We start from the raw sequence: 16,327 nt of genomic DNA, 5'->3' as shown, positions 1-16,327 counted from the left end.
ATTGTTTATAAGCTGTCTCTTTCGTCTTGCCTTATCCGGTTTTAGGCCTTGCTGTAGTGATTTTCGGTGGTGGAACCGGAGTTATTGAGGCCGTAATATTGAGATCGAAATAAATTATTCCGATAGCAGGTGATATAATTTCGGCTGCAGCGGCTACATGCCGTTTTATCGACCTTTTTGAAATCAAAGCATAGAAGTGGATTAATTTTGAGTTCTTCGAATACAACTTCCCGGTTAACCGATACTGAGTCGCCTTCCTTTTTGCGTCCTGAGATTACACAATTGCCGTCGCATTTGGCCGACCAGATTGCTGCGGGTGAAGTGGTCGAGCGTCCGGCTTCCGTTGTGAAGGAGTTGTTGGAAAACGCTTTGGATTCGGGGGCTACCCAGATCGATATTCATATTGAGCAGGGTGGCGAGAAGTCGATTCAGGTGGTCGATAACGGTTACGGAATTCCAAAGGATGAATTGATGCTGGCGGTCAGCCGTCATGCAACCAGTAAAATCAAGACGGTGAAGGATTTGGCCGCAGTGGCAACGCTTGGTTTTCGAGGTGAGGCGTTGGCGAGTATCAGTTCGGTTTCCCGATTTGAAATTATCAGTAAAAACGACGAACGCGGGGCCGCATGGCGCTTAAGTGCGGAAGGCGAAGGTGCTTGGGGTGAGTTGGCACCGGTGGCCGGCACCTTGGGGACTCAGGTGACGGTTGAGGATCTGTTTTTTAATACGCCGGCGCGTAAGCGTTTCTTGCGCTCGCAGCAAACGGAATTTTCCCATATTGATCAATTGGTTAAGCGGGTTATGTTGAGTCGGCCTGAAGTCGGGTTTAAGTTGGTTCATAACGGGAAAGTGTCCCGTCATGTGCTGCCGGTGGTAGATGAGGCGACTCTAAAGAAACGTTTGTCGCAATTAATGGGGCAGCCGTTCGTTCAGCAGAGTCTTGCGGTGGAATTTGAAGCTCAGGACATTAAGGTCAGCGGTTGGGTAGGCTTGCCGACATTTAATCGTAGCCAGACCGATATGCAGTATCTGTTTGTGAACGGGAGAATTGTTCGTGATCGCTTGCTTTCCTATGCGGTTAAACAAGCGTATGCTGATGTGCTTTATCACGGCCGTCATCCGGCTTATTTACTCTTCTTGGAAGTGCCGCACGAGATGGTGGATGTCAATGTGCATCCCGCCAAGTATGAGGTGCGTTTTGCCAACGGGCGTTGGGTTTACGATTTTTTACGTCGCTCTGTACGTGAAGCTGTCAGTCGTCCGGTCAGTGCCGAGCAGGGAAGTGGTAAGAGTTTATCCGGCTTTCAGTCGGGTGGGTTTTCAAATCAGCAGCCATTGCAATCTTCAATGCAGTTTCAAGCGCCGACGAATCCTTCGTTATCCGGTACATCGTCTCTTGGATTTCAGTATTCGGGACAGGGCGCTCCGGCAAACCCGGAAGTTGCCGAAGCACTGAGAGAGTATTCAATTTCCAATCCGGCTTTGGCCGGTCGTGTCGATCATGATTTCGAAGCGGATCAAGATTTCAAACTTGGATTTGCCAAAATGCAGCTTCACGGCGTATTTATTCTGGCGGAGAATAAACACGGACTTGTCTTGGTGGATATGCATGCGGCCCATGAAAGGGTCGTGTACGAACGTTTAAAAAATCAGTGGCAGAATCAGTCTCTAGTGAGTCAGCCTTTATTGGTGCCGATGGTTTTAGCGTTGGAAAGCTCGCAGATTTCGGTTTGGCAAGAGTATCAAGCTTGGTTTGAGAAGCTCGGTTTTGAATTAGAGCCGATGGGGCCGGAGCAGTTGAAGGTGAGTTCCGTCCCGGCCTTGTTGAGTAAGAGTGATATTGCGGGGCTGGTAAACGATATGTTGGCTGACTTGGCGGTTGCCGGGCAAACCCAGCAGGTTGAAGAGCGTATTAACGAAATTCTTTCTACGATGGCGTGCCATGGTTCGGTAAGAGCGAACCGCCAGTTGACGGTGCAGGAAATGAATGCGTTGTTACGTGAAATGGAGCAGACGGAACGTTCCGACCAGTGTAATCACGGCCGTCCTACCTGGGTTCAATTGTCGATGGAACAGTTGGACGGCCTGTTTATGCGCGGTCAATAGAAGAGAGTGGTTTTAAAGGAAAGTAATGTCTGTACAAAATATGATTAAAAATCGACAGTGTTTGGCGTTGATGGGGCCGACCGCTTCTGGAAAAAGCCAGCTTTCTATGGATTTGGCGGAAAAGTATCCGATTGAAATTATTAGCGTCGATTCCGCGTTGATTTATCGTGATATGGATATTGGCACTGCAAAACCGAGTGACGATGAATTGGCGGCGGTACCGCACCATCTTATTAATACGCACGATGCATCTCAGACTTATTCCGCTTCAGAATTTGTGGAAGACGTTCAGCGATTGGTGGAAGAGATTTTTTCCCGTAATCGATTGCCGGTGTTGGTTGGCGGAACCATGATGTATTTCAATGCTCTGCAGCAAGGGATGTCGGATTTGCCGTCCGCCGATGAGGCGGTTCGTATTAAATTGCAGGGTTTATGGGATAGTGAGCCCGAGGCGTTGCATCGACGTTTACAAGAGATCGACCCGGAATCCGCCGAACGAATTCATCCAAACGATCCTCAAAGATTGATTCGCGCTTTAGAGGTCTATGAGGTTTCGGGTAAAACCTTGACCGAATTGAGAGCACAGCCGAAATCGAACCTGCCTAAATTCGGTATATTGAAGGTCGCTTTGATTCCCGAAGATCGTGCCCGATTGCATCAACAGATCGGCGAGCGTTTTCAATCGATGTTGGCTGCCGGTTTTTTGCAGGAAGTAAAGTCATTGATGGCGCGAGGCGACCTGAATCCGGAGATGACGTCTATTCGTAGCGTCGGATACCGACAGGCTTGGTCATTTTTGGCCGGTGATTACGACTACGATACGTTTGTGGAAAAAGGTTTGGTGGCCACCCGTCAGTTAGCCAAGCGTCAGTTGACCTGGCTCAGGAAAGAAAAAGATATGATTGTATTGGATCCGTTTGAGGTTTCCAGGGAGCAGCGTTTGCAAGCGGTCAGCGAGTTGATCGAGTCGGTTTGAAGTTGTGTCGGATTTTTTAGAATCTAATGCAATATTTCGATATTTTCAGTGTTTGAATAAAATCGATTGATAAAACTAAGCAAATTACTGTGATATTCTTTGCGTTATAGCTTGAATTTATCGTTTTAGATACTATAGTTCTAATATGTTTGTGCAAGTTGCGACAATGTAAGGCCTAGATAACAAAAAAATAGCTGCTAGGTATAATAAAAAAACAAAATAATAAAATAGGAAATAATCATGGAGAGTAAGAAGGTGGCAAAAGCTTTACCTATTCAAGATCCTTATTTAAATGCGCTACGTAAAGAGAAAATCAGCGTATCGATCTATTTGGTGAATGGTGTTAAGTTGCAGGGGCGAGTAGATTCGTTCGATCAGTTTGTAGTCTTGTTGAGAAGCAATGTCACTCAAATGGTGTATAAGCATGCCATCTCTACTATCGTGCCAATGCGCGATCCTAAGCCTTACGAAGTCGGTGCGGAAGAGAACAGTTCAGTAGATGCGTAGTCTGTTTGAAGATGTTGAGCGGCCGTTGGTTTGTCAGGTTATTAGGGTCGCTTTAGGAAGCTGTACTGTTTAATGGAATTATTTGATCGTCTTGATCGACGTGAACTGGATCGTGCTATTCTTGTTCATGTCGATTTTCATAATGAAGCGGACCGTGAAGAATTAGATGAGTTTTATGAACTTGTTGATTCAGCCGGAGCCGAAATTTGTCAGTTAATCACAACGAAACGTCAAACTCCGGACTCTAAATACTTTATCGGTAAAGGTAAGGCAGAAGAGGTCAAGGATGCGGTTATTTTGCATGACGCCGATGTGGTTATCGTTAACCATGCCTTATCTCCCGCCCAGGAAAGAAATTTGTCGACCTATCTTGATTGCCAGGTGCTTGACCGGGTCGGTCTGATTCTGGACATCTTTGCCCAAAGAGCGCGTTCGCATGAGGGTAAGTTGCAGGTTGAGCTTGCACAGCTCAAGCGTATGTCTACCCGTTTGGTTAAAGGTTGGTCGCACTTGGATCGCCAGGGCGGTATCGGGGCAAGAGGGCCGGGTGAAACCCAGCTGGAAACGGATAGACGTTTAGTTCAGGCACGTATCAAGCAGCTTGAATCCCGAATCGACAAGGTTCGTAAACAGCGTAACCTCGGACGAAGGGCGCGTAAGAAGTCGGAACTGCCGACCATTACGATTGTCGGTTATACCAATGCCGGGAAGTCTACCTTGTTCAATCACATGACTATGGCTGGGGTTTATGCGGAAGATCGATTGTTCGCGACGTTGGATTCAACCTTGCGTCGAGTGCATCTGCCTGGGGCGGGTCCGGTTATTTTTGCAGACACGGTTGGTTTCATTCGTCATATCCCTCATGATCTGGTCACGGCATTCCGCTCGACGCTTGAAGAGACACGTGAAGCCAGTTTGTTGATTCACTTGGTCGATGCTGCGGATCCGCATCGTGAAGAAAAAATGCAGGATGTGGCCGAGGTAATTGAAGAAGTCGGTGCCCAGGACGTACCGCAATTGGTGGTGTTTAATAAGATCGATATTCTGGAACCCGCGGTTGAGCCTAAAGTGGATTTTAATGATGAAGGCCAGCCGGAAAGGGTTTGGGTTTCCGCTAAAAGCGGACAGGGTATCGATTTGTTGATGGATGCCGTCGCTTCTTTCTTTAAGGGTGCGTTCTATACCGTTTCCTTGACGCTTGACGTTAAGGCGGGCAAGCGAAGAGCCGAACTGTACCAGTTGGGTACGATTCTTGAAGAGGGCTTTGACGATGCAGGAAATAGTTTGTTTAAAATGCATCTGACTAGTCAGGAGTGGGATGTCGTCCGCAACTGGGATGAGTTGTTAGAAGCGAAAGTCTTATCGGAAGAGGTCTCATAAGTCTCTTTTTAGAGTTTACGGATAGGAAACAAGGCCGTCTCGTAAACCGATCAATAAAAAATTTTAATGGGTGACATTTAGGTGCTTTGACACTAAAATGTACCCTATTTCGTGTCCTCAGAAAATGATGCGTCTCATAGGCCAATTATATGGAGAGAGATTGATGGCTTGGAACGAACCAGGTAAACCAGATCAAGATCCTTGGGGGAACCCAGGGAATCAAGGCGGCCAGAACAAGCCGCCTAAAAGAAAGAATGATGATCAAGACATTGATGCATTATTGAAAAAAGCGCAGAGCCTGTTTGGCGGTGCGGGAGATAAATTCAATAGTGGCGGCTTAGGCGGCATCGGTGGAAGCATCATTTTAGGTGTGATTCTGGTGGTTTGGTTGCTTTCGGGTATCTATATCGTCGATCCTGCGGAACGTGGCGTTGTTACTCGTTTTGGTGCATTTGTAGAAGAGACCAAAGCCGGACCGCATTGGCATTTGCCGTATCCGATCGAGACAGTCCGTATCGTCAATGTCGATCAGATTCGTACTGCTGAAATCGGATATCGTTCTGATTCTAGAAGCAGCCGTTCAGGCGACGTGCCGAATGAATCGTTGATGTTGACCAAAGACGAAAACATCGTTGACCTAAAAATTGCCGTTCAGTACAAAATCGAAAGTGCCAATCAGTACCTATTTGAAGTTTCCGATCCTGATATGACATTGAGATCGGTAACGGAAAGTGCGTTACGTGAAGTGGTCGGTCAAAATACGATGGATTTCGTGTTGACAGAAGGTCGTAACGAAGTGGTATCGAAAGTTCAGGAACTTGCTCAAGCAAACTTGAACGATTATCGTACCGGTTTGATGATTACCAGCGTCAACTTGCAGGATGCTCAACCTCCAGAGCAGGTTCAGTCTGCCTTTGCGGATGTGGTTAAAGCGCGTGAAGATAGAGAGCGTGTCATTAACGAAGCAGAAGCTTACTCAAACGATATTTTACCTAAGGCGCGCGGTAAAGCGGCTAGACAGTTGGAAGAAGCCAGTGCTTATCATGACCAAGTGATTGCTCAGGCAACGGGTGAGGCGGCACGTTTTACCAGTATCGTGGCAGAGTATGAAAAAGCGCCTGAAGTCACTCGTCAACGTCTTTATATCGATGCAGTTTCAAATGTTTTAGAAAATACCAGCAAAGTATTTGTTGGTTCTGAAAGCGGTAATAATTTACTGTATCTTCCTTTAGATAAGATGATTGGCGGCCAGCAGGCTGTACCATTCAAGCCAGCCGAAACGATGGCTTCGCCACTATCATCTTCAAGCAGCACAACGACACGTAATAATGCTTCAAGCGGTTCGAAGCAGTCCAATATTCGTGAATATCTAAAGAATAGGGAGTTACGTTAATGAAATCCGTATTGTCCATTTTAGTGGCGGCCGTTCTTTTTATCGGCAGTAGTTCCGTGTTTGTTGTAAACCAATGGGAAACGGCGGTGGTTTTACGTTTGGGTGAGATCGTTAAAACCGATGTTAAGCCTGGTTTGCATTTTAAGACGCCTTTTATCAACAATGTGCGCACGTTCGATGCGCGTATTCAAACATTGGATTCCGCGCCGGAGCGTTTCCTGACCAGTGAAAAGAAAAACCTGGAAGTGGATTCGTTTGTTAAATGGCGTATTAGCGATGTCGAAAAGTTTTATACGACAATGAACGGGGATAACCGTTTGGCGGGACTGCGTTTAGGTCAGATCGTTAAGGATGGCTTAAGAGCCGAATTCGGTAACCGTACCGTAAAAGAAGTTATTTCCGGTGAACGTGTCGAAATTGCACAAAAAATTAAAGATACCACGGCTAAAGCGGCAAATGAATTCGGTATCGAAATCTCAGACGTTCGAATCAAGCGTATTGATCTGGCTAAGGATGTAAGCGAATCCGTTTACCGTCGTATGGAAGCGGAGCGTAATCGTGTCGCGAAAGACTTACGTTCGAAAGGGGCCGAAGCGGCAGAGAGAATCCGTGCGGATGCCGATCGTCAACGTGTCGTTATTTTGGCGGAAGCTTATAGTGAAGCTGAAATTTTACGCGGGCAAGGTGATGCGAAAGCTGCAGAAATCTATGCTAAAGCCTATAACAAGGATGCCGAGTTCTACTCGTTCTATCACAGTTTGAATGCTTATCAGAAATCGTTTAAAGATAAGTCGGACATATTGTTGGTTGATCCGAATTCGGACTTCTTCAAATATTTTAATGGTTCCGTTAAGTAATTAAGGAATCGTTCAAGAGTGTAAAAGGTGGGGTAACCCACCTTTTTTATGGAAGCATGTTAGAAAATACATTATTGGCCGCGATAGCGTTGCTGTTTATTCTGGAAGGCCTTTTGCCTTTCGTGTTTCCTGAGTTTTGGCGGAAAATTATGGCCGAAGCCGTGCAGCTGCCTGAAAAACAACTCCGTATTATGGGGTTTGTCAGTTTGAGTATCGGTTTGGCACTATTGTTATTGTTTAGTTAAAAGCGACGATTTGATTTAAAATAAGTCGGTTAAATTGAATTAGACCTAATTTACAAAGAAAAAGAAGTTAAAGATGCAACAATCCACGTGGTTTACCCCGGAAGGTCTGGAAGATCTATTACCACCTCAAGCCCAAAAACTGGAATTCTATCGTCGTAAGTTGATCGATGGTTTTCATCTGTCAGGTTACGATCTGGTTTTGCCTCCTATTGCCGAGTTTACGGATTCCCTTTTAACGGGAACCGGGCGTCACCGTGCCACGGACACCTGTCGTTTTACGGATCAGGAAAGTGGACGAATGATGGGTGTGCGCTCCGATATGACTCCGCAGGTGGCACGTATTGTCAGTAACCGTCTTAAAGCGTCGCAAGGTATTTCCCGTCTTTGTTATGTCGGGGAAGTACTGAAAACCCGTAACAATAAAGCGAAAGGTTCTCGCAGTCCTATTCAGGTCGGTGCAGAGTTATTTGGCGATCAAGGCGTTGAAAGCGATATCGAAGTGATCGAGTTGATGCTTGAGAGCCTAAGCCTGATTTCGTTGCCTCAATTACAGTTGAGTTTGGGGCATGTCGGTGTGGTGGACGAGTTGATGTCGTTGGCCGGACTAACCGATGCTCAGCGCGCGGATCTTTTGAATATTCTAAAACGTAAAGCGGTTCCTGAGTTCAATGAATGGTTGGCATCGGCCGGTTTGTCGCCGCAAATCCATGCTGTATTTTCCGGCATGCTTGGCCTGGTGGGTGAGGCGCAATCGGTTATCAATGAGGCCAAGCAGTTGTTTGCCGGACTGAATAGTACCGTGCTGGATTCCGCATTGACTCGTTTGGAGCAAATAGTCAGTCATATCCTAACGACTCAGGATGTCGGTATTCATTTGGATTTGGCTGATATTCGCGGTTATCACTATCATACGGGTGTGATTTTCGGTTGTTACAGCACCGGGCGTCAATTGCAGTTAATTGCAAAGGGCGGTCGCTACGACGGTATCGGTGCGGACTTTGGATTATCTTTGCCGGCAACCGGCTTTAGTCTGGATTTAAGAACGGCATTGGATCTTTTACAGCCTGTTGAAGATATTGTGAAAGGCCCTGTGTATGCACCGGTTGCAGCAGATAAAAACCTGAAAGCCAAAATTTCGGAATTGAAAAACGAAGGTTATCAGGTGATAAACGTCTATGACGGCAACCCAATGGAAGAGGGTGCCGCCTGTTTGGTGTTTGAATCAGGTCAATGGATTGTTAAGTAATTGGTTAAATTCACCGAGTGTGAGTTTTTTAAAAAGAATCGTTAATCTTAAGAAGTAAATTATGTCAAAGCGTAATATTGTTGTTGTTGGTACCCAATGGGGAGATGAAGGTAAGGGTAAGATCGTTGACTTGCTAACTGATCGCGTTGCTGCGGTAGTTCGTTTTCAAGGTGGGCACAATGCAGGCCATACTCTTGTGATCGATGGCAAGAAAACTGTTTTGCACCTGATCCCTTCGGGTATTTTGCGCGAGCATGTTGAGTGTTTTATTGGTAATGGTGTGGTTTTAGCACCTGATGCACTTGAAAAAGAGGTCTCTCAGCTAGAGGAAACCGGGCTTGATGTGAAAAGCCGTCTTAAAATCAGTGATGCCTGTCCGTTGATTTTGGATTATCACGTTGCAATTGACCAAGCACGAGAAATCGCCCGAGGAAATAAGGCAATCGGTACAACCGGTCGTGGGATCGGGCCGGCTTATGAAGATAAAGTTGCCCGCCGTGGCTTAAGAGCCGGTGACTTAAGAGATATGGCTCAGTTTAAAGAAAAATTAGCTGAAATCCTTTCTTACCATAATTACATGTTGGAAAATTTTTATAAAGTCGAGCCGGTTTCTTTTGACGATTTGTGGCTTAAGTGTCAAAAGTACAGCGAGATGATCGTGCCAATGTTGGCTGACATCCCTAACTTGATTGACGGTTACAACCGTGAAGGTAAAAACTTGATGTTTGAAGGGGCGCAAGGAACCTTGCTAGACATCGATCAGGGAACTTACCCTTATGTGACTTCATCAAATACTACGGCGGGTGGCGCTGCGCCGGGTGCGGGAATCGGACCAACTCAGCTTGATTATGTTTTGGGGATTACTAAAGCGTATGCGACGCGTGTCGGTGGCGGTCCTTTCCCGACCGAGTTGGTTTATGATGTAGCAACCGACGAAGGTGATGAAATCGGTAAGGAATTAGGTACGCGCGGCCGTGAATTCGGTGCAACTACCGGGCGTCAAAGACGTTGTGGTTGGTTTGACGCGGTTGCCTTGAGACGTTCTGCTCAAATTAACGGTTTGAGCGGTATGTGTTTGACTAAGTTGGACGTCATGGACGAGTTGGCTGAAGTTAAGATTTGCGTGTCTTATTCCAAAGACGGTAAAACGTTAATGTTGCCGCCAAGCAGTGCGGACGACTATGAAGCTTGCGAGCCGAATTACGTGACCATGCCGGGTTGGCAGACTTCAACGGTTGGAATCGATTCTTGGGATGCATTGCCGGAAGCGGCTAAGAATTACATTCAATTCCTCGAGAAGGAAGTCGGAGTTCCCGTTTCGATCTTGTCTACCGGTCCGGATCGTGCCGAGACATTGGTTTTGGACGACCCGTTCAAGTAATTCGTTTAATTGCTATGATCACCGGAGGCAAATTGCTTGTCGGTATTAAAAAAGGCCTGAGTAATGGATTTACTCAGGCCTTTTTCTTTTGGCCCACGAAAATTTGTACGGTAATGCAGTAATGGTGTGTCAACTGAACTTTACGGCGTTAATTTCTCAATGACTTGAATCAATTTTGCCGGGTCGAAAGGTTTTGTGATCCAGCCGGTTGCCCCCAGGCGTTTACCGAGTTGCTTCATCTCGTCATCCGCTTCGGTCGTCATCATTAATATTGGTGTGATTTGATACAAAGGTAGTGTGCGGATTGTTTTTAAAAAGTCGAATCCGTTCATGTTCGGCATGTTGATGTCGGATATGATGATATCGAATTGATGATGATTTAAGGCTTCAATACCCTGTAAACCATCTTCGGCCAATGTAATTTCATAGTGGCCGTCGAGTACCAGTTCTACCAAACGGCGCATTGATTTGGCGTCATCCACATACAATAGTTTTTTCATCGAGCACTCGCTTTCCGCTGATAAGCGGTGAAATTTCTCGTTACATTACCGAGTGTAAGTGTTTGTGTCGTGAAGGTAAATTTTAATTAGATTAAATTTATGCGAAATTATCGGAAATTCGCTATAAAGAAGATGAAACCCCCCTATGAGATTGGTATCATAGACGCTATTTTATAGATTGTTATCAGTAAAGGACAAAGCATGTTACAAACCATCAGAGATAAAGCGCAAGGCTGGATAGCTTGGGTGATTGTTGGTCTAATTATCTTAACGTTCGCGTTATTTGGAATTGATCAGTATGCACGCGGCGATAAGGTAGTTGTGGTTGCTCAGGTCAATGGTGAAGACATTAGTGCCCGTGATTTCCTGATGTTATATAACCGCCAAAAATCTCGTTTGGAGAAGCAGTTTGGCGATATGTACGACCAGGTAGTTAAAGATGATGAGTTGCGCGATCAGGTTTTACAGGCCTTGATCGAATCCGAAGTGATTCGTCAGTGGGCGAACGATAATAATATGATAATCAGCGATGCGCAGCTCGCAGGTACAATCCATGCGGCGGAAGTCTTTCAGCAAGACGGCAAGTTTTCACAAAAGGTATATGAAGAGTTGCTGATGCGTAACGGGATGAACGTGGCGCGTTTTGAATACGAGCAACGTCAGTTTTTGTTGGAAAACCAGTATCGTTCTTTAAGCTTGGCGTCATCGTTTGCAACGAATTCCGAAGTCGAGCAGTTGGCGCAACTGCAAGCGCAACAGAGAAATATCAATTATCTGCGTATCGATCAGCGTCCATTCCTGAAGACGGTTGAAGTTACTCAAGACCAAGTTGCCGATTATTATGCAAAAAACAAGTCGGCATTTGTTGAACCGGAGAAGGTTGAAATTCAATATATCGATATTTCTAAGGAAGCATTGGCAAAACAGATTCCGGCTCCGGAGGAGGCTTTAAAGGCTTATTACGAAGACAATAAATTATTGTTCACGTTGCCTGAAAAGCGACATGCCAAGCATATTTTGATCGCTCTTGAAGCCGATTCAAAAGAGGCTGACGACAAAGCCAAGCAGACTATTGCAGAAGTTCAGAAAAAGCTTGAAGCAGGCGAGTCATTCGAAGAGTTGGCTAAAACCTACTCCCAGGATCCAGGTTCGGCACAATCAGGTGGTGACTTGGGGACTTTTGAACAAGGTATGATGGTTCCTGCTTTCGATGAGGCGGTGTTCTCGATGAAGGTTGGTGAAGTCAGTCAACCGGTGAAAACCGATTTTGGCTACCACTTGATTAAGTTGGAAGGTATCGAGCCTAAAAAAGTCGAGGATTTTGCGACGGTCAAAGATCAGGTTAAGCAACAGTATCAACTACAAGAAGCCGAAAAACAGTATTTCGATCTACTTGAAAAGTTGAATGCGGTGGCTTACGAGCAGTCAGACAGTTTGGAACCGGCTGCAGAAGCGACTGGGCTTGAAATTAAGACCTCTCCTGCTTTCAGCCGAGAAGGTGGCGCCGGGCCAATCTTGTCTAACGGCAAGGTCATTAATACCGCTTTTTCGGAAGAGGTCTTGAAATCACGCCTTAACAGTTCTTCCATTGAGTTAGCACCGGATCATTCTGTGGTGATTCGAGTTAAAGATTTCTTTGAAGCGCATCAGAAGCCACTAGAGGAAGTAGAATCCTCAATTAAAGAGAATTTGGTTCGTAAAGCGGCCATTGATGAAGCGGCTAAACTAGCGAAAAGCTTGTTGGCTAAGGTGGAATCCGGCGAAAATCCCGAGTCTCTAATGAAAGACGGTATTGAATGGAATACAGTAGGTTGGATTGATCGCAATAACCGTCGTATCCTTCCACAGATGACCGCAGAAGCGTTTAAAGCGATCAAACCGAAAGAGGGTAAACCGACGTGGCGTTCTTATCAGCTGACAACCGGTGACACCGTGCTTATCCAGTTGACGGATGTGAAAAACGGAGAAGTGAACGCGGATCAGAAAACTCAGTTGAGTTCGGCTATGACTGAGTTGATGGGAAGTACCGAAGTTGAAGCACGCTTGAAAGAGATTCTTGCTCAAGCGGATGTTGTGAAAAAACAAAACTACAAAACACTTAAATAACAACCGAACGTTATAAAAACGGCCTCTTGAATTACCGGGAGGTCTGTTTTTCGGTTAAAGTGTTCCATTAAAAAAGCCAATCGAATAGAGATGTTCGATTGGCTTTTTTATTTATATGCGATGGTTTAAAGCTGTTTAGAACACTGGAGGCAGTAGACTGGAAGAAAGCTTAAGGTCTGAAGAATCTGCCCTAGAACAGTAACCTTATCTGAATAGGTAGTGTTTGCGAATGGGTTGGGTGATGTTCCAGTGGCAATTCATTCCTTGAGGAAAAGTAACTAGGTCTCCGGCTTTAACCGTCACCGCATTGCCGAATTCCGGCTGTACCGTCACTTCACCTTCGAGGATATAACAGATTTCTTCGGCATCGTAAGTCCAAGGAAAGTAATACAGTAAACAGATATATCTATAGACATGGTCTTAATCCTTTGTAAGTAAAGGGATTGGCCTGGAGTTGCTAATGTCTATACTTCTTGCTAAATTTTTAATGATTTTCTCTATATTCTTGTCTATGGTTTTTTAATCAAATTTCTGAAACTAGTAACATCATTACTACGTTCATTCGAAGCCTGATACATTTTAGTACTCAACTAATATTCGATTTGTTAAAACGTATCTCTAAATCTTAAATAAAACAGATTTACAAACTCACTCACCTAAAATGATAAAAAATGTAAAAAAAACAATATGTTGTAGTTTTAATAATAAAATTTTCATGATATAACAAAAAGGGATTTTACTTATGGGATAAATAGTTTCACTATGTGAAAAATTACTGGCGCATTTAAATTTTCAACGGAGGGTCATACAAATGAAAGTTTTATTGATGGTTTTTAGTCTTTTATTACTGTCTGGGTGTAATAACTTTTATGGATTTAAAAAGTCTGATTACAGCGGCATAAAAGACTCACAGGTTGATTCAGAATTAATTGGATCTAATAGGAATTTCAATCTTTTAGATTCCTCGGATGAATTTTTAACAAAATTACAGGAAAACTGTCTTGATGATTCACAAATAGCTGACATTCAAAAGAAAAGTGGCTTCATTGCCCCAATATTAGCTACCGCTATAAAATACACTTTTGATAGCTACATAGATGAAAAAACGAAAGAAATTGAAGAGATCAAAAAAGCTGCGGTACGAACATATTCAAGTACAATTTTATTAAACTCTAGTGATTTAAGTGAAGGCAAATGTATCCAAATTATTAGACACAAAGATAAAAGTACTGGTTTTATTGCTTTATTAAAAATTGAACATATCCCCAAAACTTCTAACGCTCCTAACAACAAACAGCAAGCTGTCTTAAAGGATTCTTGGTACTTCAAGCCTATTTACGTAAAAGCAAACAATTCTGTCGCTTGGGCTAGTGAAAAGATTGATCCTGATAAACCTGCCCCACCAAAAATCAAGGTTTCCATTGCCATGTCTTTAAAAGCTATTAAAGAAGAAAGCAATGGTTGGAAGTCACTTCAACCAGTGGGACAATCTGTGGTTAGCATCCCTTATAAACTTGTCATTGGTAAAAGCAGTACTGCCAAGTGCATTAAGAATGATGAAAATTGTAATAAATCAGATTTAATTGCAACATACCCTGATCCAAATAAAAGCATCTCTCTAACCATTAGTGTAACTGAAACTGGTGTAACTGGAATTGATACGGATCTAAGAATATCCGAATTAAAAGCGCTCAAAGCAGCATTTGGACCTGTAATCAAAGATACGATTAAAGACGGAATCTGACTTAAGAGTAATTACATTGGCCTAAAATAAGACATTTTAGGTTAATGTAAGTTTCAGTAAATAAGAACCTTAATTTGAGTCGTGAACATAGTAAACAACTAAAAACTATGTTTAAACTCGAAATGGATAGCACTCATATCTTTATTTCCGTTAGAATAAATATATGGGTGCGATCCACATAGTTTTCTATGACACCCGGTTACTTGAATTTTCAAGTCGTGGCAAAGCCGGTAAGGACCATGGAATGTTGTTAGGACTGATTACAGCTATCAGCCGAGCCCGCAAGTGGAATTTCTGCTTGCGGGCTTTGTTATTTATATCAATTTACTTTCAAATCAATCCAAAGCTTTCCCAAGGGAAATCTGAAAAAACACTTAAGTTTCCCCGGGGAAACCTAGTATTTTTATGCTCCCACTTGAACCATTTGTTAAGCGAACTTCAACCTGTCTATTTTTTTTGAAATAAATACATTGGATGTAACTTACCAAATATGATGTATTGTATTATGGAGACAATTGCAATCGCTCCAAGCCCAATAGCTACATTACCTAAAAGGTGACTTTGGTCTAGGAAAATAGATAACGGTAGCATAGCTATCGCAAACGTCATTGCAAGAAACATTAAAACTTTCATTATTCTTTCCAGCATACTAACTCCTGATTATTACTTAGCACCACTTAATGATTAGTATAATGAATGTTAGCCTATATGCACGGTATTTAATTTTAAATCTGGAATTAATACCGCAGTATCGGGTTGATACTCAATTTGTAAGGAAAGGCGGTATTTCTTTTTTATTTTGCTAATTCTTACGCGCATTCCTGAATGCGACAACAATGAATTGGTATAGGAGGCGTTCTTAAGTGAGATATCTGACGCTATTATTAGCGCTAATAATTTCTAGCTCTGCATTCAGTGGACCATACTCATATGCATGCAAAATAGCAGGAGAGTATCGCGTTGAGAGCAAAGATGGCAAGTTAACTACACCTAAGCCAAATGCAAAATTATACGAAGGCAAAGACTTTAATGTAGATAGAAAGTCGGGAGTGGTTTTAGGTGCAATTGATAACAGTTCTTATGAAAAGAAAGTTGTATTAGACAGGGGTAGCAAACAACAGTCGTTTAAGCTTATCTGGTATTCATATACAGGATTCGGAGCTGCTGCTAACTATCTTACTATCAGGGAATATGAGGAGAGTGAAAAAAAGCCATTTTCCGCAATTATTGATTGGGAAGTGCTGTCAGGAACTTGCCAATAAGGAGTTAAACATGGATGCATTTTTAAGGGGTATTGTAGGCGGCGCCGCTATTTTAGTTATTGGCCTACTAGGTATCAAGCTGATTTCTCTGGTTTTAGACCGACGCCCTAAAAAAGAAGAATAAAATGTCGATCGTGAAGTCATCGATTATAGAACTGACTAACAGGTTTAAAAATCGTTCTGGTAGTCGCACACAAGGAGAGCGGATGCTTAGATAAGTTTTTCTATGCTACTCAATTAGTGGAGATTCTTCTCATTGATGGTTTCTGCGACATACATCCTCCATTCTTTCACCGGTGAAACTTAGTATCTTTTTTTACTAGCGTTTGCCATATTATTTTCTTTAGCAGTTCAGCAAAACTTATCCCTCGGCAAAACAAATAAGCAAAAAACTCTTGTTTTTATAAAATAGTTTTAAAAAAAAAGTGTTTTCAAAAATAGCACTTAAAGCACAATAAAAACTATAGTAGAATTAATTGGGCATGAATCGCCACTAATTTACTAGACACTTCTTAGCCATTTTATAATGGTCAAAAAAGAGGTGTTAAATGAGCAGTAAACGCTACCCTGAAGAATTCAAAATTGAAGCCGTAAAACAGATAACCGAACGAGGTTATCCGGTAT

At 43.4% G+C, this 16,327-nt stretch carries 16 protein-coding genes; 13 read left to right on the top strand and 3 right to left on the bottom strand.

From position 1 onward, the window contains the following. The first annotated feature begins 207 nt into the window (after positions 1 to 207). The 9 genes from mutL (at position 208) to ABY044_RS04690 (ending at position 10,091) form a co-directional block, all read left to right on the top strand. Positions 208 to 2,106, top strand: coding sequence for a DNA mismatch repair endonuclease MutL (gene mutL, locus ABY044_RS04730; RefSeq protein WP_373018691.1), 1,899 nt, complete (start codon positions 208 to 210; stop codon positions 2,104 to 2,106). A gap of 25 nt (positions 2,107 to 2,131) precedes the next feature. Next, a complete protein-coding gene (gene miaA, locus ABY044_RS04725) occupies positions 2,132 to 3,082 on the top strand; it encodes a tRNA (adenosine(37)-N6)-dimethylallyltransferase MiaA (protein WP_373018689.1) in 951 nt (316 codons plus the stop codon). Positions 3,083 to 3,322: 240 nt separating this feature from the next. After that, complete coding sequence (hfq, locus tag ABY044_RS04720) at positions 3,323 to 3,589, top strand: RNA chaperone Hfq (RefSeq protein ID WP_373018687.1); 267 nt, start codon at positions 3,323 to 3,325, stop codon at positions 3,587 to 3,589. 72 nt (positions 3,590 to 3,661) lie between these two features. Next, positions 3,662 to 4,969, top strand: a complete 1,308-nt coding sequence (hflX, locus tag ABY044_RS04715) for a ribosome rescue GTPase HflX (RefSeq protein WP_373018685.1) — start codon at positions 3,662 to 3,664, stop codon at positions 4,967 to 4,969. A gap of 163 nt (positions 4,970 to 5,132) precedes the next feature. Then, entirely contained in the window at positions 5,133 to 6,362 is a 1,230-nt protein-coding gene (gene hflK / locus ABY044_RS04710) for an FtsH protease activity modulator HflK (RefSeq protein WP_373018683.1), read from the top strand. Continuing rightward, the gene (gene hflC, locus ABY044_RS04705; protein ID WP_373018681.1) at positions 6,362 to 7,219 is read left to right on the top strand and encodes a protease modulator HflC; all 858 of its coding nucleotides are present in this window, start codon (positions 6,362 to 6,364) and stop codon (positions 7,217 to 7,219) included. Before hflK ends, hflC begins: the two co-directional genes overlap by 1 nt. Before the next feature lie 56 nt (positions 7,220 to 7,275). Continuing rightward, the gene (locus tag ABY044_RS04700; protein WP_373018679.1) at positions 7,276 to 7,464 is read left to right on the top strand and encodes a DUF2065 domain-containing protein; all 189 of its coding nucleotides are present in this window, start codon (positions 7,276 to 7,278) and stop codon (positions 7,462 to 7,464) included. 73 nt (positions 7,465 to 7,537) lie between these two features. Continuing rightward, complete coding sequence (locus ABY044_RS04695; protein WP_373018677.1) at positions 7,538 to 8,710, top strand: ATP phosphoribosyltransferase regulatory subunit; 1,173 nt, start codon at positions 7,538 to 7,540, stop codon at positions 8,708 to 8,710. 61 nt (positions 8,711 to 8,771) lie between these two features. After that, positions 8,772 to 10,091 carry an adenylosuccinate synthase gene (locus tag ABY044_RS04690; protein ID WP_373018675.1) on the top strand — a complete coding sequence of 440 codons (1,320 nt, stop codon included), beginning with the start codon at positions 8,772 to 8,774 and terminating at the stop codon, positions 10,089 to 10,091. A 140-nt stretch (positions 10,092 to 10,231) separates the two neighbouring features. On the opposite strand, the gene ABY044_RS04685 is transcribed toward ABY044_RS04690, so the two are convergent. Then, positions 10,232 to 10,591 (bottom strand): response regulator, encoded by a 360-nt coding sequence (locus tag ABY044_RS04685; RefSeq protein WP_373018673.1) that lies wholly within the window; start codon positions 10,589 to 10,591, stop codon positions 10,232 to 10,234. 201 nt (positions 10,592 to 10,792) lie between these two features. On the opposite strand from ABY044_RS04685, the gene ABY044_RS04680 reads away from it, so the two are divergent. Further along, positions 10,793 to 12,697 (top strand): SurA N-terminal domain-containing protein, encoded by a 1,905-nt coding sequence (locus tag ABY044_RS04680; protein WP_373018671.1) that lies wholly within the window; start codon positions 10,793 to 10,795, stop codon positions 12,695 to 12,697. 204 nt (positions 12,698 to 12,901) lie between these two features. On the opposite strand, the gene ABY044_RS04675 is transcribed toward ABY044_RS04680, so the two are convergent. Continuing rightward, on the bottom strand, positions 12,902 to 13,090 hold the full coding sequence (locus tag ABY044_RS04675) for a cupin domain-containing protein (RefSeq protein ID WP_373018915.1): 189 nt from the start codon (positions 13,088 to 13,090) through the stop codon (positions 12,902 to 12,904). 418 nt (positions 13,091 to 13,508) lie between these two features. Between ABY044_RS04675 and ABY044_RS04670 the strand changes: the two genes are divergently transcribed. Then, entirely contained in the window at positions 13,509 to 14,441 is a 933-nt protein-coding gene (locus tag ABY044_RS04670; protein ID WP_373018669.1) for a hypothetical protein, read from the top strand. Between the two features lie 447 nt (positions 14,442 to 14,888). Here ABY044_RS04670 and ABY044_RS04665 read toward each other — a convergent pair whose 3' ends face one another. After that, entirely contained in the window at positions 14,889 to 15,089 is a 201-nt protein-coding gene (locus tag ABY044_RS04665; RefSeq protein WP_373018667.1) for a hypothetical protein, read from the bottom strand. Between the two features lie 215 nt (positions 15,090 to 15,304). Here ABY044_RS04665 and ABY044_RS04660 point away from each other — a divergent pair, with 215 nt between their 5' ends. Together ABY044_RS04660 and ABY044_RS04655 are read left to right on the top strand one after the other, a co-directional pair. Then, the gene (locus ABY044_RS04660; protein WP_373018665.1) at positions 15,305 to 15,703 is read left to right on the top strand and encodes a hypothetical protein; all 399 of its coding nucleotides are present in this window, start codon (positions 15,305 to 15,307) and stop codon (positions 15,701 to 15,703) included. Between the two features lie 548 nt (positions 15,704 to 16,251). Further along, positions 16,252 to 16,327: transposase (locus ABY044_RS04655; protein WP_373018913.1), on the top strand; the 76-nt coding region annotated here is incomplete at its 3' end.

The organism is Thiomicrorhabdus sp. (assembly GCF_041583835.1).
Classification (GTDB): Bacteria; Pseudomonadota; Gammaproteobacteria; order Thiomicrospirales; family Thiomicrospiraceae; genus Thiomicrorhabdus.
Note: the sequence above shows the minus strand (reverse complement) of the source record. Positions and strands in the feature narration are given on the sequence as shown.